Genomic DNA, 21,503 nt, shown 5'->3' on the forward strand with positions numbered 1-21,503 from the left:
TTATGTTTTGGGTTACTACAGCCAGACAAGGCCGCATCAACATAATGGTGGATTGCCGCCAGTGTTGGCCGAACAGCGGTATGTAAGTAACTCTTAAATCGTGGCCAAATTCACTTGACCACTACACTCCCGAAGAGGCGTGCGAAGCATTTGCACTCATTCATGATTCTTGGGATTACGGATGGACGTACCGTAGAACAGAGGGGTCTTCATGCGTCGTTGCAGCGGGAGGGTATGATGAGGGAGAGGAATTTGACCATGTCTACGTTCCGATGCATAGCGAGAGAGAATGTCGCTAGGATCAAGATTAATTGTTCACGTATTCTCACGCCTTGTTAGCCCAACGGTTCGACCCATTATAGATAATGGCGGGGTTGCGGCGCCTCGCAACTGCGCGATAAAAAATTGTAGAAGCATCGACTTAATCTGACGCTGATCTTGAAAAAGACGGGGTTACCGGGTTTGATGGTCGTGCGACCAATCATCCACCCCATAGGGGAGTAATCCGGAAAGGTGCCGCAAATCAAATTTAGCGAAAATCTCGCGACCTAATTGTTGGTGATTCCAATTGCAATGAGCGATCTTATCCAGCGACAATGTGAGCGACATGCTCTTGCCCAATTTCTACGGTGCCTTGATGTAAAGTGACCCTCCAATCTCAGTACCACTTCAAGGATGAGATTTTCATGTTAAACCGCCAGCTTGGCAAAAGCCACGGGCGGCAAGTAATTCAGTGAACTGTGTGGCCGTTGGTTGTTGTAGGGTCGTGCCACAGGTTAATCTCGTAAAGCGCTTCTTCTATCGTTCTGAACCAGTGTAGATTCAGACATTCGTTTCTGAATTTTTCCATTTACACTCTCAACAAAAGCATTTTGGGTGGGTTTGCCAGGCTGGATAAATTGCAATTCAATCCCCCGTTCTTTACCCCAGAAGAACATGGCTTTGCTTGTAAGCTCGGTCTCGTTATCGCAGACAATCCAATTGGGTGCTCCTCACGTCTCAATCAGCTGTTAAGAAAGCGAGCCACCTGCTATCCACTAATTGAAAACATAACCAACTGGCCAACCAGCTCTCTGTAATAGTCGTCAATCACATTGAGCATCCGAAAGTGCCTACCATTTGCCAATTGGTCATATACAAAAATCCATCGACCAGCCTCATTCACTTGCTTTAAAGCATCGTTGGTTGGTGTGGCGCTGGAGACGCTTTCGTTTCTTTGTGCGCACCGTTGCAATAAATGCGGTAGGTTCGCTTTTTATTGATGACTATGCCTTCTCTGCGCAGCAAGCTTTGAAGCATCAAATAGCTATATTGGGGATATTGCGCTGCCAACGCTTTTAATGGACCACAAAGATTGTCGTCGCAGCTCATTGTTGGCGAGTATCGATGTGAGCTTCGACTAATACCGATGAGCCTGCATGCCGCGCGTTCCTCAACATATAGTGCTTCATCAAGTGATTTACCATGTGGCGCTTGGCTGCAGGCTTTACCACTTTTTTGAAAACATCCTTAAGCGAGGTCAACTTTTAAGTTCTTGTGTTCCTTTTGCATTTTGCCAAGACATGTTTAGAGTATTCCGCGATAAATGTCTTGCAGAGAATCTTCGGAAAGAGCGATGCGATGTATATCCGCGTTTCTTGAATAGCTTGATCAGAAATTGAAAGGTCATGTAATAGGGATAAATGTTGTTTTTCCAGCTAGGAAGTGCGAATTTTTTGTGTTCTCTAAAGCAAGAATTTCTGATGTCATTGGATTTTTGGTGGTTGTAAAGTTGTTGGTAAAAAATAGATATTGCATGTGAAAAGTTTTTGCTGAGCGCATGTGCAGGCTTGTTTTTGGGTTTGGTTCATAACGGATTTGGATAAGAATTTTGGGGCCACGGACAGTCCTCCTGTTTGGTTGCGACAAGCCTAATCGCAATCTTTCTCCAGAGCCGAGCGAACCTATTTCACGGGTTATTTGTTAAAAGAAATATTGGATGTGTGAAATAGGGCGGCAAAAAATGCCGTTCTGGAGGTGTCGAAGTGAATTCTGTGATAAAGGCAGCAGTTTGCTTTGTCAAAGAGTTGCAGTATGGAGCTGCCGCCTTAGTCAGAACTGGTTCGATTTGCCCTTCGATTGTTTAATCGAAGGGTAGATACAATGGCTCTGATTCAGGCGGTGCTTTTATGCCTCATGCTGAGAGCATTTTTCAACTGGAAAGTCTTCCGTTATCCGCGGCTTTGTGAAAAAGCCGCGGTGCTTTTCAATATTCCTCAAATTTCTGATTTTCTCTTCCTAAACATTCCCATTGCTGCAGGTTGCCACCGTTTTCCGTGCTCCATTTTTCGACATCTAAACATTTACCGCTGTGTTTGGCGATCAGTGAGAAAGATCCATCTGCATGGTTTTGGATTTGCCAGAGTTGGTGATCCTCGCCGTTGCAAGACCATTGCAGGACGTTGGCGCCGTTGTCTTGTTTGCCAGCGGCAACATCCATGCATTGGCTGCTATGCAAGGCTTTGATCTGGAAGTAACCGGGTTGAGCTTCGATAAAGCGCCAGCGTTGGTTGTGGCCGGAGCCGCAGGTCCATTGGAGAATATTGGCGTGCTCGGCGAGGCTTTCGTCGGAAACGTCGACGCATTTACCGCTGTGACGCGAGCGGATGCGCACTTCTTCCATGCCGCTGCCAAATAATTCGCCAGTGTTGACGTCAACAGCGATGCGCGTGGACCAGTTGAGCGACATAGTGTCGCGGGTGGGGAAGGTGATGGGCAGCCAGACGTATTTGGAAGCCTGATAGGTCGGGTCCATCCAGCGATCGCCCATATATAAATAGGACGTGGTTTCGCTGCCTTCGATAGGCAATATGTAGGTCGGCTGAGAATCGTAGGTTGTGCCATTTCCGACGGCTTTGGTGGAACTCCAAGTGCCGGAAAGGCTGGTTGCAGTGCCGTAACGGGCTTGGTTGGGATCCCAGCCGGAGGTGCCGGATGTCAGCAGAAAATAAACGTCGTTGTGTTTAACCAGGGCCGGCGCTTCGCGATGTTGTCCCACCCAGATTTTTTGCACTAAGTGAGAAATTTGCGTGTAATCGTCCGTTAGGCGATAGAGATGTAAATCGGCATTTTCATTGGCGGCAGAGAGGAAATAACCTGCGCCGTCATCGTCCACAAATGCGGTGCAATCGCGGGACATATGATTCAACGGACGGAAGCTGCCGAGATATTGGTAATCGCCGTCGATGCGATCTGATACGGCTACAGCTGCGCGCGCTTGGCCGTAATTATCGCCGCCTTCTTTATGCATCCACATAACATAACGATTGGTTCTTTTGTTGTAGATGATTTTTGGGCGTTCGATTTTGGCGTAATTCAAATCCGCATCGGATTTATCGGTCAGAATATCTTTGACAAATTCCCAATCTTTTAAATTGCGCGAACGGTAAAGGCGTACACTTTTGAAGGATTGATTGTCGTAACGGTTTTCGCCGTACCAGTAATAAAACTCGCCGACTTTAATCATGCCTGCGCCGTGGGCATGCAAAATATTGCCGGACGTGTCGCGCAGGGTTAGGCCATTTTCGATGATTGAAGGCGAAAATTTGGCGGAAGCCGATGCCATCCAGGGTTCTAAAGGTGCGCCGCTGGAAGACGAAGATGAAGAACTGGAGGATGATGAGCTGGATGAAGATGCAGAGCTCGATGATGCAGAGCTTGAACTCGATGACGAGCTGGAGGAAGCTGAGGAGCTTGACGAACTGGACGATGAACTCTTCTCCGCTCCGCCTCCGCACGCGACCAACCCTATACTCAACAGAATCGTCAGCCAGGTTTTATGGGTTATTTGTCTGATCACAGCCATGCAGCCTCTAGGTTTTTATCCGGGAAATCTTGCCGGTTTGTTGGCGCTCTGTCTGTGATTCATATCCAAGTAACGGCGCGAAGCAGGCGTGATAAAGGACGAAAGAAAATGGTCATATGAAACGAATGGTCGGAACCTGAGTAATTGAACGCTTTGATGCGGCTGAATAAGGCATAAGCAAAAACGAGGAATAACGCATGAGCAAGGCAAGAGTTCGAATCGAGACGGATACGCTGGGAAGCGTCGAGGTACCGGAGGAGTGTTATTGGGGAGCTCAGACGCAAAGATCGGTGGAGAATTTCCCCATCGGCGGGCAAAAATTTTCGTCCATTTTTATTCGCGCCTTATTTGTTGTTAAAGCGGCTGCGGCGCATACCAACAAAATATTGGGAAAACTGGATGAAACCTTGGCTAGCTATATCATTCAAGCGTGCGAAGAAGGATTGGCCGGAAAATTCGACGATCAATTTCCTCTGGTGGTCTGGCAAACGGGCAGTGGCACTCAGACCAATATGAATGCCAATGAAGTGATCGCCAATCGCGCCAATGAAATTGCCGGTTTTGCGCGCGGTGGAAAAAAGCCGGTGCATCCCAACGATCACGTCAATTTATCCCAATCTTCCAACGATGCTTTTCCCACGGCTATGCATATTGCAGCGGTTCTTGCGCTTAATGAGCGACTGTTGCCGGCGTTGGAAAAATTAATCGCCAGTTTACAAGCGCGCAGCGAGGAATTTTCTGACATCGTAAAAATCGGTCGGACCCATATGATGGATGCCACACCGCTGACCTTGGGGCAGGAATTTTCCGGTTATGTGGCGCAATTGGAGCTAGCACGTCACAGCATCGAGCAGGCTCGTCACGATTTATACGATTTGGCATTGGGCGGAACAGCAGTTGGTACGGGTTTGAACAGTCACACCGAATGGGCGGTTTCGGTTGCGCTTGCCATCAGTCGTTTAACCAGTCTGCCATTTCGCAGTGCGCCTAATAAATTTATGGCGCTTTCCGCGCATGATGCACTGCTAAAAACCAGCGCCGCATTGCGGCAGTTGGCCAGCGCCTGTTTGGTGATTGGCAATAATTTGCGTTTATTGGCGAGCGGGCCACGCTGTGGTTTAGGCGAATTAATTTTGCCGGCAAATGAGCCTGGCAGCTCAATTATGCCGGGCAAAGTGAATCCGACGCAGATCGAAGCTCTGACCATGGTGGCGGCGCAGGTGATCGGCAACGATACAGCGGTGACAATTGCCGCATCGCAAGCGCATTTGCAATTAAATGTATTTAAGCCGGTGATTATTCACAATGTGCTGCAATCCATCGATTTACTCGCGGATACCTTTGACAGTTTCCGTTTGCGTTGTGTCGATGGCATGAAAGCAAATGAAGAAACCATTAAAAATCATCTGCACAACTCCCTGATGTTGGTAACTGCTCTGACGCCTAAAATTGGTTACGACATGGCCGCAGCTGTGGCAAAACAGGCTTATGCAGAAAATAAAACCTTATGGGATGTGGTGCAGGAGAAAAATCTGATGGATCGGGAAACATTTAATAACTTAACGGATCCAACGCCTATGACAGGGCCGGGTGGGGAGGAGGGCTAATATTCCTTCTGGATTTTTATTTATCTCCCCTGCACGTTTTAATTTGACCCCCTCCCGGCCTCCCTTGCCAGGGGGAGGGGCACTGTTACCTATGTGGCCGGTTTATATAGCTACCTCTCGAGAAAAAATTAACTCTTTGCCAACTGCCGCAACACATAATGCAAAATGCCGCCGTGGCGGTAGTACTCCCATTCCACTGCCGTATCGATGCGCACTTGCACAGTAAATTCCTTGGTTGCGCCATCGGATGACATGGCAGTTACCGTCAATTCTTTCGGCGTTCCTTCAATTGCGCCTATAGAGAAAAATTCATCGCCTTTTAATCCCAGGCTATCGGCGCTTTCACCGGGCAAAAATTGCAGTGGCAGAACGCCAAAACCCACCAAATTTGAGCGGTGAATGCGTTCAAAGCTTTGGGCGATGACGGCTTTTACGCCGAGCAAATTGGTGCCTTTGGCGGCCCAGTCGCGGCTGGAGCCGGTGCCGTATTCCAATCCTGCGAGAATTATGAGCGGTACTTTATCTGCGGCATAACGCATGGCCGCGTCGTAAATACTGGTTTGTTCGTTGGTCGGTAAATAAGTGGTGTAGCCGCCTTCGGTGCCGGGTGCGAGTTGGTTGCGCAGGCGCACATTCGCAAAGGTTCCGCGCACCATCACTTCGTGGTTGCCGCGGCGTGAACCATAGCTGTTGAAATCTGCTGGTTCTACACCGTGAGAAATTAAATATTCACCAGCGGGGCTTTTTTTCTTGATCGAACCTGCGGGCGAAATATGGTCGGTGGTGATGGAATCGCCGACTTTCACCAGACAACGCGCATTGATAATCGGCGGCGGCGGTGAAACCTCCATGGTCATGCCGTCAAAGTAGGGCGGTTTTTTGACGTAGGTGGATTCCGGCCAGGAATACACTTCGTCCTCCGGCACTGGCAGGCTGCGCCATTGTTCGCTGCCGGCAAAAACGTCTGCGTATTTTTCCCGATACAGTTGCGCGGAGATATTGCGCGCTATGCAATTGCTGATTTCCTGCTGGCTCGGCCAGATCTCTTTGAGATAAACCGGTTTGCCGTCCTGGCCTGTGCCCAGCGGCTCTTTGGTGAGGTCGATATTCATATTGCCCGCGAGAGCGTAGGCGACCACCAGCGGCGGGGAGGCGAGGTAATTGGCTTTAACGTCCTGATGAATACGGCCTTCAAAATTGCGGTTGCCGGATAAAACGGCGGCGACCAGCAAATCGTTATCGTAAATGGCTTGTTGCACGGCGTCCGGCAGTGGGCCGGAGTTGCCGATACAGGTAGTGCAGCCAAATCCCACAATATCAAAACCGAGTTTGCTCAGCGGCTCGAGCAAACCGGCCTTTTCCATATAGGCCGGCACCACTTGCGAGCCGGGTGCGAAAGAAGTTTTGACCCAGGGCTGGGTTTTCAAGCCGCGTTCGTAGGCATTTTTCGCCAATAAACCTGCGGCGATCAGCACAGCGGGGTTGGAGGTGTTGGTGCAGGAGGTAATTGCGGCTATAACGACCGCTCCATCTTTTAATTCCAATCCTGCGCTGTTGGATTTTTTCGCGCCGCGATCGCTGGCCAAGGTGGTGGAGCGACGGGTTTGTTCGGCTTGTAATAATTCGCGAAATTCCGCTGCCACTCTGCCAAGAGCTATACGGTCCTGCGGGCGTTTAGGACCGGCGAGGCTGGGCTCGACGGTGCTTAAGTCCAATTCCAGTACAGAGCTGTAGTGCGCCTCTGGTGTGGAATCGTCGCGCCAAATGCCTTGTGCTTTTGCATAGGCTTCCACCAGCTCGATCTGCTGCGGATCGCGGCCGGAGAGGGCGAGGTAATTTAGGGTTTCCTGATCGATGGGGAACAGACCGCAGGTCGCGCCGTATTCCGGGGCCATATTGCCGATGGTGGCGCGGTCCGCCAGCGGCAGGTTGGAAAGGCCGGGGCCGAAAAATTCGACGAATTTGCCGACCACTCCGGCTTTGCGCAACATTTGTGTGACGGTGAGAACAAGGTCCGTCGCGGTAGCGCCTTCACGCAATTTGCCGGTAAGACGAAAGCCGACCACTTGCGGAATTAACATGGTAATGGGTTGACCGAGCATGGCCGCTTCGGCTTCGATGCCGCCGACACCCCAGCCCAATACGCCGAGGCCATTGATCATGGTGGTATGGGAGTCGGTACCCACCAGGGTATCCATAACCAGCACAGTATCGCTGCCGCGTTTTTCCTTCAGTACCACCTGGGCGAGATATTCCAGGTTCACCTGGTGGACGATGCCGGTACCCGGGGGCACAACGCGGAAGTTGTTAAAGGCTTTTTGTCCCCAGCGCAAAAATTGATAGCGCTCGCGGTTGCGCTCGAATTCCAGTTCGATATTGCGCTGTAAGGCTTTGGGGCTGCCGAATTCATCGACCATAACGGAGTGGTCGATCACTAAATCCACAGGCCCCAGCGGATTGATTTTGACAGGATCGGCGCCGAGATCGCGCATGGCGGCGCGCATAGCGGCGAGATCAACCACCGCGGGCACGCCGGTAAAGTCCTGCAATACCACGCGCGCTGGAGTGAAATTGATTTGATAATCCGGCTCCGCTTCTGCTTTCCATTGCAACACGGCTTCGATATCGGCTCGGGTTACGTTGATGCCGTCCTCTTTGCGCAAAAGATTTTCCAGCAGGATTTTCAGCGCATAAGGCAGGCGCCGGAGCTTTTCCTGGGGCAGAGCTTGCAACGAGTAGTAGGAAAAAGTTTTTCCGCCGAGAGAAAGCTGAGATAGCGCCTGGAAACTGTTTGTCATAGGACCTCCGGTAAGTTTTATGGGCGTAAGTGAAACCGTGTTCCTGAAATTGCGGGACTTAATGTCACGCCAGGTAAATCTGACCGTGGTTCCGGTCGCTATACTCTCTAAAAAAGTATAGAAAGGTTTGTTCGGAAGCCGCCGAACGCTGGCCGTTTCGCCAATTCCTTATTCACTGGTGCCTTGGCATGAAATCGAAAGTTCCCCGCGTAGAATGTCGAACCAGCCAAAAAGCCTGGTTGCGCAAAACGCTGCGCTATTCGCAGGTGGAAGCGGTGGCGTCTTCTACTATGACCGCGACGGGCGATAACTTTTTTAACGCGTTCGCCGTATATCTGAAGGCTAGCATAATTCAGATGGGCTGGCTTACGGCATTCCCTCAGTTTTTCGGTGCGTGCTTCCAATTATTGTCCGTTTGGTTGGGCGCGTATATGAGCCGCCGCACTTTGATTGTCGGTTGTGCGGTTTTTCAGGCCGTGATGGTGGCATTGATGGCCGTTCTCGCTCTGTTCCACCCGCAGTGGGGCATGCTGATGCTGATCGGCTTGGCGATTTTTTATCACGCCAGCACCAACGTAATTCAGCCGCAGTGGCGCGCGTGGATGGGCAGCATAGTTCCGCCCAGGCGGCGCGGAGTCTTTTTTGCGGCGCGTACGCGCTTAACCATGGCGACGTCCTTGGTCATTTTTATCGCTGGTGGAGCCATGTTGAGCATCAGTGCTGCCTCTGGCAAAGCGTGGTTCGGTTTTTTGCTGCTGTTCGGCTGCGCATCCACCGGTCGATTGGTGTCGGCCTGGCTGCTGTGGAAAATGCACGATCCCGACCCGCAACCGCCCGCGCAATCGCGCCAGTTTGTCGAAACCATGCGCCAAGTCGCGCATTCACTGCGCGAGCCAACCTTTCGCCATTACAGTTTATTTGTCGCTGGCATGCAGGGAATGGTCGCTATTTCGGCCCCGTTTTTTGCGGTGTATATGCTGTCCGAGCTGAACTTCACCTATTTCCAATACAGCATTAACAGTGTGGCCTCCATTGCGACACAATTTTTAACCTTGGGATTTTGGGGACGGGTGAGCGACCGTTTTGGCAATCGCCTCGTTATGGTGGTGACCAGCTGCCTTTTGCCGACCGTGCCTTTGTGGTGGCTGATCTCGCCTAATTTTTATTTTCTGCTTTTTGCACAGGCACTTTCGGGTTTTGCCTGGAGCGGATTTTCCTTGAGTACCAGTAATTACCTCTACGATATACGGCCCCACAGAACCAATTTTGCTTCCTATGCTGCGGTTCAGTCAGCGTTGAGTGCAACGTTGATTTTTATCGGTGCCTTGGGCGGCGGTTATTTGGCCGCCGCAGCGCCAGCCATTCGCGACATGCTGCCGTTTCACCTGGCCAGTTCCATTTTTGTGGTGTTTATCTGCAGCGCCGTGTTGCGCGGCGTGGTCACCCTCTGGTTTATTCCCCGCGCCGTGGAACCGCGCGTGCGACAACATCCGCAGTTGCTGCAAATCGTCTATCGCGTTGCGCGATTTAATACGATTTCCGGAATGGTTTTGGATTGGTTGACGATTGCCAAACGGAAGGACGAAAAATAGAAATGGATGTGACCGGCCCTTACCCTGAGGGAGAGGGGATTGTGTCCGTTTTCTGTAGAACACAACTCGTCTGAGAACACCGCATAGAAATTCCAACCGCATCTGAATCCATCAACTCGGATTGCAATTGTGCAGCGATGAAAAACCCTCTCCCTCCTGGAGAGGGTTGGGGTGAGGGCATTTGGATAATCAGTGAAATATATTTCAGGATTGGAAAAATTCTTCCGCTTATTTATTCCAAAACTGCTTGATGATTATTCGTGGAAGGTTTGCGCGCGGGATTGCGCAGCAGCAATATCAGCGGAATTGCCGCCAGGGTAATCCACATCATCAGGTGAAAATCCTGCAGATAGGCGAGGGTGGCCGCTTGCCGTGTGACTTCGGCATTGATCATGGCGAGGCCGGTTGGCGTATCGAGATTAAAGGCGCCGGATTGCGCCGCCTGCTGAAGCGGCAGGGTGAACGGCGTAATGTAATCGGCAAAGGCCGCGTGATTGATTTGCGTGCGCTGCGCCAGATAGGTGACCACCACGGAAATTCCAATACTGCTGCCGATATTGCGCATCAGGCTATACAGCGCTGTGCCTTCATTGCGGAACTGCGGTGCCAAGGTGGAAAAGGTAAGGGTGGATAAAGGCACAAAAAGAAATCCCAAACCAAAGCCTTGAACAACACCGGTTCTCACAATGGTGAACGCCGTCGTTTCGGTGGTATATAAAGTCATTTCCCAGAGCGAAAAACTGGTCAGCAGCAATCCCGCTAAAATCAACAAGCGCACATCAATGCGGCTCGCCAATTTGCCCACGGTTACCATGGCGATCATGGTGCCGATTCCGCGCGGTGCGAGCAAAAATCCCACGTCAATAATTGGATAACCCATCAGGTTTTGCATAAACGGCGGCAATAACGCCATGGTCGCGAGCAGAATAATGCCCACTATAAAAATAAAAAGCAGGCCGACGGAATAATTCCGGTCCTTAAAAATGCTCGGCTCAATAAACGGATTGCGGTAGGTAAAAATGTGGGAAATAAACAGATAAAACCCAAGTGCCGCCAAAATAGCTTCGATCACGATTTCATAGCTGGTAAACCAATTTTGCGACTCGCCGCGATCGAGCATCATTTGCAGTGCGCCTATTCCCAAGGCCAGCATGGCAAATCCGAACATATCAAAACGGCGATTGTTATCGGTAGGTGTTTCCTTCACAAAGGCCGCAAGGCCAAACCACGCGAGCAGACCAAATGGCAAATTGATATAGAACACCCAGCGCCAGTTGTAATACTCCGTCAGCCAGCCGCCGAGACTTGGCCCGAGAATCGGTCCAACCATAACGCCGACGCCCCAAATCGCCATGGCGGAAGCGTGTTTTTCTTTCGGATAAGTATCCAGCAGAACCGATTGGGAAAGTGGCACCAGACACGCGCCGAAAATTCCTTGCAGTAAGCGGAAAACAACCAATTGGCCGAGGCTTTGCGCCGCGCCGCAGAGCATTGATGCCGCGGTAAATCCCAGCACCGAAATCATAAAAACTTTTTTGCGGCCAATGCGGGCGCTGAGAAATCCCGTAAGCGGCATAAAAATCGCGGCGGCGACAATGTAAGACGTCAGCACCCAGGAAATCTGATCCTGCGTTGCGCCCATGGCACCTTGCATATGCGGCAGGGCCACATTCGCAATGGTGGTATCCAGAGCCTGCATAATGGTGGTCAGCATCACCGATACGGTGACAAAGCCCGGGTTGGCATTAGACCTGGATAGAGAGCGGGAAAGGGAAGTCATGGTGCGACTTAGATCGACGAACCAAACAGGTGACGTTTGTGGCCGGTTTCAATCTCCACTTCCGCACTCAAACCTGCACGCAATAATTCGTTATCCGTGCCTTCATCAATTTTGATGCGCACAGGCACACGCTGCGCGATCTTCACCCAATTGCCCGTGGCGTTTTGCGCGGGGATAACGGAAAACTCGGCACCAGTGGCCGGACTCAGGCTTTCCACCACGCCGTGCCATACGCGGCCTGGATAAGTATCTATATGAATGGTTACCGGCTGGCCGGGACGGACATAGGTTAAATCCGTTTCCATAAAATTCGCTTCCACGCGCGCGGATTGAGTCACCACTAGTGACATAGAAATATTGCCGGCGTGCACATATTGGCCGACTCGCGGTGGTTGGGTGATGGTGCCAGATTGCGGTGCGCGTACTTCAGTACGGGCGAGGTCCAGTCGCGCCTGATGCAGTCCCGCTTCCGCAGCGCGAAATTCTGGATGTTGTTCAACAGGCGCGCCCACGTCACCGCCGAGCGCTTGCGCAATACGTTGCAAGTCCTGTTCGAGCACGCGAATTTGTTGTTGGGCGATATCGGTATTTTGTTGGGCCTCGGCAAAATTCGCGTCGGAGACAAAATGCTGTTTGATCAGCCCGGCCTGACGCTCCTGTTCTTTTTTGGCAAATTCATAACGTGTGTGAGCGAGCTCGAGTTCCGCCTGTTTTTCCGCGTAACTGGCTTGTAGAGCGGCCAACTCCGTGCGCACTTGAGCCACGCGCGCCTCTGCCTGAGTCACCGCGATGGTGAAACTGGCAGGGTTCAGGCGGAATAGAACCTGGCCTGCTTCCACAGGCTGATTTTCCGCCACCAATGTCTCGACGACTGACCCGGATGCTTCTGCGCTGATCGGCACCAAATCGGCTTTTACATAGGCATTATCCGTCGTCACTGTTCCGCCGCCGCTCAAATAAATCACTCCGCCAATAACGAGCGTGAGCAGCGGAATCACCACCAGCAGTACCAGTCGTTTGTGCGCTTGTCCGCGGGCGACGACTGTAGCGGTTTCAGTTTTGGGAATGGTCATGTCGTTCATGGGTTTCTCAACTGCAGATATTTATTGGCTACAGAGCCGGCTGCGCATTTTTCGCAGGGCGGTGAAAAGGAACTGCACTTCCTGCTCGGAAAAATCCTGAGTGACATCCGCACGAATCGCAGCGGTCACTTCTTCAATGGCATCCAGATGGGGGTGGGCGGCATCGGTCAAATAAATCAGATGGGCACGGCGGTCGGTTGGGTCTGGCTGGCGTACCACCAGCTTCATTTCTTCCAGTTGATCGATCAGCCGCGCCAGCGTGATGGGCTGCACTTCCAGCTGGTCTGCCAGCTCCACTTGGCGCACGCCCTCCTGTTGCGAGATGTAAACCAGCGCGCGCGCTTGGGCTAGCGTCAGATCGCTGCCTTCCAGCCGCTCTTTAAAGGCCCGCCGCAGCAGGCGGGTTACGTCCACCATCAGGAAGCCAAGGCTCTCTCGTCGGTTGTTCATATATCACCCATATAATAAGCATTGCTTACTATATGCTCCGAAGAAGGTCGGGGCAAAGGAGTGCCTAGATCAAATTTTTCTTAAAAAGGATTTGAAAGACGATAAAAGTCTAGCCTCACCCAACCATCTCCCAGCGCGCCAACTATCGCGAGTGTTTTTCCGTTAAATATCGCCAATACCGCTTCGGCATATGGCGCAAATGAAGTTTGGTATTTTTGCGCTCGCGAATATTGACGGAGTTGAAGTAATCCACCCACAACTGCTGATAACAATCTTCCTGTTTAGAGGATTCGACTAGGGTTTTGAGCAGAGGATGGTCAGGTTCGATAAATATCTCCCGCTGCAAGTCGTAATAAATTCCATAATTCCGCACAGCATCCCAAATAATCCATTTCTGATCCGCATAACGTTTGACAAAGTGCTCGCCAATCAGCGGCAGTACATTACAGGAAGGATTAATGATGGCGAAATACATATCGGCGTCGGCAACTTTTTGGAAACGCACAAAAGCGTGCATGCGGTGTACTTCGCGACCGATCATTTTGTCCATCTGATAGGCTTTGGCAACGTAAGGATTGCCGAAGTTGGAAAGAATATCGCCTTTATCGACCAGGTTTTTGACAAGGTGGAAAATCGTCATTTCCGCACCGTCTTGTTCGCTTAAAAACATGTGGTAAATCAAACGCGAGCCGCGATTGTCTGTGCGCTTATCTATGCCGCGCAATACCCTTTCTGCCAATAGCTCGTCGGTGTTCACTGTAAAAGCTGAAGCCAGCAGGCCAAGCTGTTTGTATTCCGTAGAAATTATTTGCTCGGGAATGGATCTGTGTTCGAAGGCCCGGAAAATAACCGTTAAAAGTCCTTCAAAGCTGCCATCGTAGCAATAGGTGGCCATTAGGAAAATAACGCTAATTGTAGGGAGTTTTGCTGTTCACCGCTCAAAATCAGCGAACGCAAATCTTTACTCGAAATATCCGAATTTGCGTTATACAAACCGGGGCACTTAATAAAATACCGCGCACGCTTCATCACAACACCTATGCGTTGCAGATGATCGATATTGAGTTTTTGATAAATGCGCGACGATACTATTTTCTGCGCAGACTTAACGCCAACGCCAGGAATGCGCAAAATCATCTCATAATCGGCTTGATTGATATCCACCGGAAATAAATGCCGATTGCGCAGGGCATAGCTGAGTTTTGGGTCTATATCCAAATCGAGATTGGGCGTTGCCTCATTGACGATTTCATCCACGGAAAATTGATAAAACCGCATCAGCCAATCCGCCTGATAAACGCGATTTTCGCGAATCAGTGGTGGCGCTTTGAGAGCGGGCACGCGGTTGTCGGTGGCGATGGGGATATAGCCGGAATAATAAACCCGCTTGAGTTTTTGCCTTTGGTAAAGAGAATCCGCCAGTCGCAAGACCTGATAATCACTTTCCGGCGAAGCACCGACAATCATTTGTGTGCTTTGTCCGGCAGGCAAAAACAATTGGGTTTTACTGCGTTGCGGACGATGGTCGCTCCGCTCCTCTTTTTCCTCTTTTAAATAATTCATGGGGCCGAGAATATCCCGATATTGTTTTTCCGGCGCGACCTTTTGCAAGCTGGTTTCAGATGGCAGCTCGATATTAACGCTCAAACGGTCGGCGTAAAGTCCAGCCTCTTTCAAAAGCTCGGGACTGGCTCCTGGAATGGCTTTCAGGTGGATATAACCGTGAAAGTTATGATTTAAACGCAACTGTTTGGCAACGCGCACCAAGCGTTCCATGGTGTAATCCGGATTTTTGAAAATACCCGAACTGAGAAAAAGCCCTTCAATATAGTTGCGACGATAAAAGTTGATCGTCAGATCGACCACTTCCTCCACGGTAAATGCCGCGCGCCGCACATCATTGCTGCGGCGGCTAACGCAGTAGGCGCAGTCGTAGATGCAATGGTTGGTGAATAGAATCTTTAAAAGCGAAACGCAACGTCCATCTTCGGTATAGCTGTGACAAATGCCCATGCCTTCAGCATTACCTAACCCTTTGTTTTGGTTAAACCTTTTGCTGCCGCTGGAGGCGCAGGATGCATCGTACTTGGCGGCGTCCGCGAGTACCTTAAGTTTTTCGAAGATTTTGCTCATTTTTTCGGATTGATACTGTTTAAAAATACAGTATCAGAGTTCGAGGTAAAGTCAAATGACTTCGTTATACCCAATATCCATAAGAACATCGGGTTCTTTCAGACCCAAACTAGGTGCTTTATACTCGCCGCCGTTTGCAAGCAATCACACGGCAGCGCTGCGCTGGCCGGATAAAATGTATACGAGGAAGCCGGATGAAAGTACTTGCCCTACGAGAGCAGTTTTCCCATATGGGCCGCCACAGCGGCTACGATCTGCTGTTTAGCGAGCTGGAAAAGAAGCCTTCGATCAGCCTACAAAGTACTTACTTCCGCGCACGCGAAAAATACTGGTCGCCAAAGCGTGCGATTTACCGCTATATCAAGAAAAAATATGTAAATGGCACTCCGTATTACGCATCCGTGCAAAATGTGGCTGCGGAGATTCGCGCTATACGCCAGGCCAAAAATTGCGACTTGTTGCATGTAGGTTATCTGGAAAATAATTACGGCCTGCTGCGTAATGAACGTGTCCGTCGCTATTTGGGCAATACCAAAATTATTGCTACCGCGCACCAACCTGCCAGCTGGTGGCGGTTAAACGGCGGGGCGGAAATGGTCGGCGCGCTGGATGCACTGATTGTGCTGACGCCGGTTGAAAAAGCCTATTTCGAGCAATTCCTGCCGGGAAAAGTATTCTGCATTCCCCACGGCGTTGACAGCCAATTTTTTAAACCTTCAGAGCACAAACCAAAAGAGTTTCGCTGTGTTTTTTCCGGTCAATGGCTGCGCGATATCCCCACTTTGATCAAAGTGATTGAAATGGTGATTCAGCGCAAACCGTCCATTGGTTTTGATTTGATTTACCCCAAGCAGAATCGCCTAAATAACTACGAGTTGTACCGCTTGGCCAAACACTCGCAAGTTGCCTGGCATTCCAATCTGTCCGATGAGGCCTTATGTCGCGTTTACCAAAATGCAAGCGCCTTGTTGTTGCCTATGCTCGACTGCACAGCGAATAACGCTTTACTGGAGGGGATGAGCTGCGGCCTGCCGGTGGTCTCCAGCGATTTGGACGCGGTTCGCTTTTATACGCATCCAGAGGCAACTTTTTTGTTCAAAACCGGGGAAGAGGAACAAATGGCCGCCCGTATTATAGAACTGTCGGAACAGGACGCTAACGCCTATGAAACCTTGTTGCGAAACCATGTAATAAGCCATTTTTCCTGGAATACAATTGCGGACGAAGTGATAAAACTCTACGAAACTATTTGCGCTTAGCTGATGCAAGGGGAAGGTTGGATGCTTAGCCAATGTGAGCCTGCGAACAGTTAGTCAAATCCTTTACCCCTAGCGTGACCTTAAATAACGAATTTAGGGCCAAGCTTTATGAGCGAATTCCGAATCGGCATTTCCGGCTGGCGCTACGCACCATGGCGCAAGCAGTTTTACCCCGAAGGGCTAAAGCAGGATAAAGAACTGTATTTTGCTTCTCGCGCGGTCAATACAATCGAAATCAACGGCTCCTTTTACGCGCTGCAAACACCGGAACGTTATCAAGGTTGGTACAAGGATGTGCCGGATGATTTTAAATTCAGCGTCAAAGCTCCGCGTTTTATCACCCATATTCGCCGTCTGAATGATGTGGAGCATCCTATTGCCAACTTTTTTGCCTCTGGCGTGCTGCACTTAAAAAACAAACTCGGTCCTATACTGTGGCAATTTCCGCCCAGCTTTAGATTCGATTCCGAACTGTTCGAAGCCTTTTTAGCGCTGCTTCCCGTCACAACAACTGAGGCGGCAAAAGCCGTCAAAAAATACCGAGAGGACTTTGAGAATCCTATAAAGAAAAGCGAACGCATACGTCACTGTGTGGAAATCCGCAATAAAAGTTTTATCGAGTCAGAATTTTTCGATTTGCTTGCCAAATATGACGTCGCCTTTGTATTTGCGGATTCGGCAGGACGTTTTCCTTATGCGGAGGAAATCACCAGCGATTTTATCTATATGCGCCTTCACGGCGATACAGAACTGTATAAAAGCGGCTATACCGACGAAGCCTTGGACCGCTGGTTCAGCCGCATGAAAACCTGGAGTCGCGGCAATCAGCCCGGAGATGCGAACCTGGTGCGAGCAAAAAAGGCGCAAACAGCAAACGAAGAGCGCGATATCTTTTGCTATTTCGATAATACCGACAAGCTTTGGGCCCCTTACGATGCGCGTAAAATCCTCGCCCGGCTGGATCTGCTCAAAAACCTTCCAGCAGAGCCTGGAAAACTGATGGATGTTTAGACCGTTTATCGGAGTCCTATCAGGGACTTCGCTGTTTCGGCTAGGATAGCGCCGGATCTACAGAAGAAGGCACTTATCATGAGCACCACGATTGAACTCGACCAGGAACTTCAAGACATTATCGAGCGGCTGATTAACATGGGGCGGTACAGCAACGCTGACGAGGTGGTCGAGGCGGCGTTGAGTTTGTTGCAGCAGTACGAGCAGGAGCGGGAGAAGTTGATGCAAGAACTCCAAAAAGGCTCGGATAGCGACACTAGCGATCGGTCTTTGTAGGATATATCGGACGAAGTGGAAAAGAAGCTCGATACCGCCAAGTCATAAACCTTTGCAGTGCGGGCAATAAAAATTGGGAACATTGGTTGAATCACGTTATACCCAATACGTTGCCCGCTTTGTCATCAACCAATTATTGCCCGCCACTCCCTTTCATTCTGAATCACAGCAATACTGTCCACTAAATCACAGCAGCTTCCCTAACACCGCCCCACTCGGACCTGTGTCAATAACTATGTCTTAATCCCCTCTATATCGGGGCATTTTTCCAACTTGTACCGCTTTAACAGCTGCCCCAGAGTTACCGTCTTAATCCCCTCTATATCGGGGCATTTTTCCAACTGATCTATTGATTAATTCTTTGTGATACAAGGAGTTATAGTAGGGTTTCCCAATTTTTCCAGTATTGCGAAAGTTAATGCGCATGGGTGTCTTTATATCAGTTTTATATCATCTGGCAACCAGGATCTTCCCATTTGGTATGCGTCGGCGAGGGAAGGGATAGTGTAGGCGCGGACGTCGTCTTCGGTTGGGTTGAGTTCTTCGTCGATTTCGTTCAACAGAGCCTGCAATTTTGCTTTATCTCCCTGCAGGTAATAAACGGAATACTGCACAAAAATTGCGTGCTTGACGGCGCGTCGGTGGATGCGGCCAAGACGTTTAGGATTGGCTATGTCGTAGCAGATCAAGTAATGCGCCATGACATTTCACCTCAAATAATCGACTCCAGCCGGGTGGTCAATTGAGCCAGCATTCGCCGGGTAAAATATTCCAATTCATCCGCTTGAGCCTGATAAAACGCGGACATGGTGTAGCCGTTGATATTCAATTGTGTTTTTTGGAGTTGCTTTGCAAGGTGATGATGCAGCCACAATTGATACAAGGGTGTTATATCTTCCATAAGTTTGCGCTTGCCGCGGCTTTGATTGGCGAGACCGAGATTGGTGATGATTTGAGAGAGCTGCGCGTTGGCCATGCCTTCCAGCCAATCCATTGCTTGACGATAGAGTTTTTCACCTAGTTCTTTTTTACATGCGTGGTGGAGTTGATTCAGAATGGATTGTAAACGCCGCTCTATAGAGCCGGTTCTGTAACCCATGCAGGCGAGCAAATGCAGCGTTTGGTGCTTAAGCCAATCGTCATATTCCTGTTGCGCCTGCTGGTCGAATTCAACATGTTCCAACCAATGGCTAATAAGAGAATTTTCCAATACAGGAAAATAAAGCTGGCAGCGCAGTTTGCCGTTAAGAGTAAAAAATGCCACAGGAATTTGATGTTCAGCGCAATAAATCAATGCGTCAAATCCCTGTTGTAATTCGCCGACTATGTGAATGCGCGACAAACGGCGCAATGGAAATAATCGACTGCTCTGTTGTTGCATGCGTATGCGCAGGGCAGGGCCGTCCAGGCGGATTTGTTCGGTTTTTCTCGAATCTATAACGAGACAGGTTTTTGCAATATCCATAGGATCACTCCCCAACGACTTGCCTCAGTTGTGTCAACCAATATCGCGCTGTGCGGCGCATCAGTTTGCGCCAGCGACGCGCCTGCTTATCGTATGCGCCGTAATACACTTCCCGCCCGCGTTTGCCTAACAAGCACGGTTTATCGGAATTTTCAGGCGAATAAGCAAAATATTCGGGGCGCAGAATTTCATTGACGAAAAGACGCCAAATCCAACGCTCCGCCAGTGGTCGGAATAATTCCACCAGATCGCACGCAAGAGACTCCCGGCCAAAATCAGGCTCGTGATAAATGCCAAGCAGCGGATCGAAGCCCGTTGAAAACAGAACTCGCACCGCCTCTGCATGCAAAAGCGTAAACGTAAGAGAAAGAATAACGTTTACCGGGTCGCGCGGAGGGCGGCGGTTGCGGTTGGTAAATTGTAGTGCGGGTGCAAAAAGACTTTGGTACGCTTCAAAATAAGCAGCTCCCGCTGCGCCTTCCATACCTCTCAATGAATCAATCGACGTTGCCGACGGAATATTTTGCTGGATTGCCGTTATACGTCCGAGTGCTTTGAAAATGGGATGCCGGCAGTCCGGACGTTGATTGAGGCCGCGCGTTAACATGGCTTTTTGCAGGCGCACTTTGTGCTCCATCAGCTGTTTTGCGAAATCCAGTCGTACCACATGGTCGCTGATTACCTGATATTGCCAAAGCCGCCGTATAGCATCGTTATGCATCATGCCGGTGGTGATAGTACTGGCTTCGCTTTTACGTGGATTGATAAAAACAGTGACGATATTCTCCTGCGTTAGTTGTGTCATTAGCGTTGAGGAAAAATTGACAGGCGCGCTGATAACCAGCATTTCCAGAACTTGCGTGGGCACAGAAAATATCGGGCGCTGACCGTCTATGCGAATCAACAAGCGTCCGCGATCAACTTCCAGCTCGGCGTTTTTTCGGTCAATAAATAATGTTTGCATAAAACTGTACCTCAACCCAGATAGGTGTAAAACTCATCCGCCGGTTTGACCGCCTTCCCCAAAGTTTCAACCGCATCGCGCGAGGCAAGACGAATGACTAAAAAAGAATCTTCTTCCGCGTCCATAATTTGATCGATACGGCTTATCAATTCCCGCAATTCACCTGCAGAGAGATAGCACTCAAAAGCGGATTTTTGCCCGCCGCAGGCGTAATCCTTTAATACCTGGTGCACTCGCTGCAAACGGCGAGGGTGGCGGACGTCATAAGCAACCAGAAACAACTGCCTACTCATAAAACGACTCGCGCTCTTCTGCCTGTTTCAATATGGATTCATCGCATATTGGACGCAGTGCAATAAATTCCACCAATCTTGCACCCAATTGGTCGAGCTGATCGCTTGTTAGCTCTTTACCTCGCAGATGCGCCGGAATATCAACCAGTAAATGAAAATAATGCGCGCGCAGGGTGCAAATTTCGGCTATCCGGTTAACCGGCAGAGTGCCATAAACCGTATCGCCAGGATTAAGCATCCGCACATCTTCCAGATGCGGCAAATACACCGCCTCCGCGCCAACCTTTTGCCGCAGCCACTCCAGAGCGCCTTTATGACGTGTAACGAGATAGTCCATAAAACCTGCCTATAGAGAACAGTTATGTGGTTGGACTCATTATGTGGAAAAAATAACGGCAGGGGAGTTTTGGCAAGCTTGCAAAAATTTTGGTTGATGGTCGGGGAAAATATTAAGGCAAGGTAATGGTAAGAGAGGAATAAAAGGATAAGTTTTATACCAGTTTGGCAATCCCTTTTAGACAGGGCATTTTTCCAACCTGTAGCGCGCTGATAAATGCGACAAAAGGCAGGTCTTAATCCCTTCTTTATCAGGGCATTTTTCCAACGCAAAAAGGTTGTTGGTTTTAAGGAAAATGATGTCTTAATCCCTTCTTTATCAGGGCATTTTTCCAACGAATCGGCCTCCCCGGTGGTAAAGTTGATCCGTCTTAATCCCTTCTTTATCAGGGCATTTTTCCAACTCCTCTTTACCGGCGACTCAATTCCCGGATTAGTCGTCTTAATCCCTTCTTTATCAGGGCATTTTTCCAACACCTTCCAGGTCGCCAATTAAAAATTGTGGTAAATGTCTTAATCCCTTCTTTATCAGGGCATTTTTCCAACGGGATCATTTGATGGCACTCACGAGCGTAGCCGTCTTAATCCCTTCTTTATCAGGGCATTTTTCCAA

At 49.9% G+C, this 21,503-nt stretch carries 19 protein-coding genes and 1 CRISPR repeat array (1 of these 20 running past the window's edge); of the genes, 6 read left to right on the forward strand and 13 right to left on the reverse strand.

Annotated features, from left to right (window positions below; all coding sequences use genetic code 11):
• Window positions 1-776: 776 nt before the first annotated feature.
• A complete protein-coding gene (locus DWB84_RS19450; RefSeq protein ID WP_187411160.1) occupies window positions 777-938 on the reverse strand; it encodes an integrase core domain-containing protein in 162 nt (53 codons plus the stop codon).
• A gap of 1,307 nt (window positions 939-2,245) precedes the next feature.
• Window positions 2,246-3,604, reverse strand: a complete 1,359-nt coding sequence (locus DWB84_RS17755; protein ID WP_187411161.1) for an RICIN domain-containing protein — start codon at window positions 3,602-3,604, stop codon at window positions 2,246-2,248.
• Between DWB84_RS17755 and DWB84_RS17760 the strand changes: the two genes are divergently transcribed.
• Window positions 3,567-3,902 (forward strand): hypothetical protein, encoded by a 336-nt coding sequence (locus tag DWB84_RS17760; RefSeq protein ID WP_187411162.1) that lies wholly within the window; start codon window positions 3,567-3,569, stop codon window positions 3,900-3,902. The genes DWB84_RS17755 and DWB84_RS17760 overlap by 38 nt on opposite strands.
• Window positions 3,903-4,041: 139 nt before the next feature.
• Window positions 4,042-5,451 carry a class II fumarate hydratase gene (fumC, locus tag DWB84_RS17765; RefSeq protein ID WP_187411163.1) on the forward strand — a complete coding sequence of 470 codons (1,410 nt, stop codon included), beginning with the start codon at window positions 4,042-4,044 and terminating at the stop codon, window positions 5,449-5,451.
• A 128-nt stretch (window positions 5,452-5,579) separates the two neighbouring features.
• Here fumC and acnA read toward each other — a convergent pair whose 3' ends face one another.
• Window positions 5,580-8,249 carry an aconitate hydratase AcnA gene (gene acnA, locus DWB84_RS17770; RefSeq protein ID WP_187411164.1) on the reverse strand — a complete coding sequence of 890 codons (2,670 nt, stop codon included), beginning with the start codon at window positions 8,247-8,249 and terminating at the stop codon, window positions 5,580-5,582.
• Between the two features lie 188 nt (window positions 8,250-8,437).
• Between acnA and DWB84_RS17775 the strand changes: the two genes are divergently transcribed.
• Window positions 8,438-9,841: an MFS transporter gene (locus tag DWB84_RS17775; protein ID WP_187411165.1), complete on the forward strand. Its 1,404-nt coding sequence runs from the start codon at window positions 8,438-8,440 to the stop codon at window positions 9,839-9,841.
• 232 nt (window positions 9,842-10,073) lie between these two features.
• Here the strand turns inward: DWB84_RS17775 and DWB84_RS17780 are convergent, their stop codons facing one another.
• The 5 genes from DWB84_RS17780 to DWB84_RS17800 all read right to left on the reverse strand — a co-directional run bounded on the left by DWB84_RS17780 (window position 10,074) and on the right by DWB84_RS17800 (window position 15,286).
• Entirely contained in the window at window positions 10,074-11,621 is a 1,548-nt protein-coding gene (locus DWB84_RS17780) for a DHA2 family efflux MFS transporter permease subunit (RefSeq protein WP_187411166.1), read from the reverse strand.
• Between the two features lie 8 nt (window positions 11,622-11,629).
• Complete coding sequence (locus DWB84_RS17785; protein WP_187411167.1) at window positions 11,630-12,703, reverse strand: HlyD family secretion protein; 1,074 nt, start codon at window positions 12,701-12,703, stop codon at window positions 11,630-11,632.
• 21 nt (window positions 12,704-12,724) lie between these two features.
• Window positions 12,725-13,153 (reverse strand): MarR family winged helix-turn-helix transcriptional regulator, encoded by a 429-nt coding sequence (locus DWB84_RS17790; protein WP_187411168.1) that lies wholly within the window; start codon window positions 13,151-13,153, stop codon window positions 12,725-12,727.
• 142 nt (window positions 13,154-13,295) lie between these two features.
• Complete coding sequence (locus DWB84_RS17795; protein ID WP_187411169.1) at window positions 13,296-14,048, reverse strand: TIGR03915 family putative DNA repair protein; 753 nt, start codon at window positions 14,046-14,048, stop codon at window positions 13,296-13,298.
• Window positions 14,048-15,286 (reverse strand): putative DNA modification/repair radical SAM protein, encoded by a 1,239-nt coding sequence (locus tag DWB84_RS17800; RefSeq protein WP_187411170.1) that lies wholly within the window; start codon window positions 15,284-15,286, stop codon window positions 14,048-14,050. The genes DWB84_RS17795 and DWB84_RS17800 overlap by 1 nt, the downstream gene beginning before the upstream one ends.
• A 194-nt stretch (window positions 15,287-15,480) precedes the next feature.
• Between DWB84_RS17800 and DWB84_RS17805 the strand changes: the two genes are divergently transcribed.
• The 3 genes from DWB84_RS17805 (at window position 15,481) to DWB84_RS17815 (ending at window position 17,832) form a co-directional block, all read left to right on the forward strand.
• Window positions 15,481-16,545 carry a glycosyltransferase family 4 protein gene (locus DWB84_RS17805; RefSeq protein WP_187411171.1) on the forward strand — a complete coding sequence of 355 codons (1,065 nt, stop codon included), beginning with the start codon at window positions 15,481-15,483 and terminating at the stop codon, window positions 16,543-16,545.
• A 108-nt stretch (window positions 16,546-16,653) separates the two neighbouring features.
• Window positions 16,654-17,556 (forward strand): DUF72 domain-containing protein, encoded by a 903-nt coding sequence (locus DWB84_RS17810; protein WP_187411172.1) that lies wholly within the window; start codon window positions 16,654-16,656, stop codon window positions 17,554-17,556.
• Between the two features lie 78 nt (window positions 17,557-17,634).
• On the forward strand, window positions 17,635-17,832 hold the full coding sequence (locus DWB84_RS17815; RefSeq protein ID WP_187411173.1) for a type II toxin-antitoxin system ParD family antitoxin: 198 nt from the start codon (window positions 17,635-17,637) through the stop codon (window positions 17,830-17,832).
• 434 nt (window positions 17,833-18,266) lie between these two features.
• On the opposite strand, the gene cas2 (DWB84_RS17820) is transcribed toward DWB84_RS17815, so the two are convergent.
• From cas2 (DWB84_RS17820) to csx16, 5 genes are read right to left on the reverse strand one after another with little or no spacing between them, the layout of a single operon-like run.
• Window positions 18,267-18,533: a CRISPR-associated endonuclease Cas2 gene (gene cas2, locus DWB84_RS17820; protein WP_187411174.1), complete on the reverse strand. Its 267-nt coding sequence runs from the start codon at window positions 18,531-18,533 to the stop codon at window positions 18,267-18,269.
• Between the two features lie 11 nt (window positions 18,534-18,544).
• Window positions 18,545-19,297, reverse strand: coding sequence for a CRISPR-associated endonuclease Cas1 (locus DWB84_RS17825; RefSeq protein WP_187411175.1), 753 nt, complete (start codon window positions 19,295-19,297; stop codon window positions 18,545-18,547).
• A 4-nt stretch (window positions 19,298-19,301) separates the two neighbouring features.
• Window positions 19,302-20,261, reverse strand: a complete 960-nt coding sequence (cas1, locus tag DWB84_RS17830; protein WP_187411176.1) for a CRISPR-associated endonuclease Cas1 — start codon at window positions 20,259-20,261, stop codon at window positions 19,302-19,304.
• Between the two features lie 11 nt (window positions 20,262-20,272).
• Window positions 20,273-20,554, reverse strand: coding sequence for a CRISPR-associated endonuclease Cas2 (cas2, locus tag DWB84_RS17835; RefSeq protein ID WP_187411177.1), 282 nt, complete (start codon window positions 20,552-20,554; stop codon window positions 20,273-20,275).
• The gene (gene csx16, locus DWB84_RS17840; RefSeq protein ID WP_187411178.1) at window positions 20,547-20,891 is read right to left on the reverse strand and encodes a CRISPR-associated protein Csx16; all 345 of its coding nucleotides are present in this window, start codon (window positions 20,889-20,891) and stop codon (window positions 20,547-20,549) included. Before csx16 ends, cas2 (DWB84_RS17835) begins: the two co-directional genes overlap by 8 nt.
• Window positions 20,892-21,055: 164 nt before the next feature.
• A CRISPR array of direct repeats spans window positions 21,056-21,503; the repeat unit is 36 nt; unit sequence GTCTTAATCCCTTCTTTATCAGGGCATTTTTCCAAC (it continues 760 nt past the right edge of the window).

It is taken from the genome of Saccharophagus sp. K07 (assembly GCF_014336955.1).
In the GTDB taxonomy this organism is placed as follows: Bacteria; Pseudomonadota; Gammaproteobacteria; order Pseudomonadales; family Cellvibrionaceae; genus UBA5868.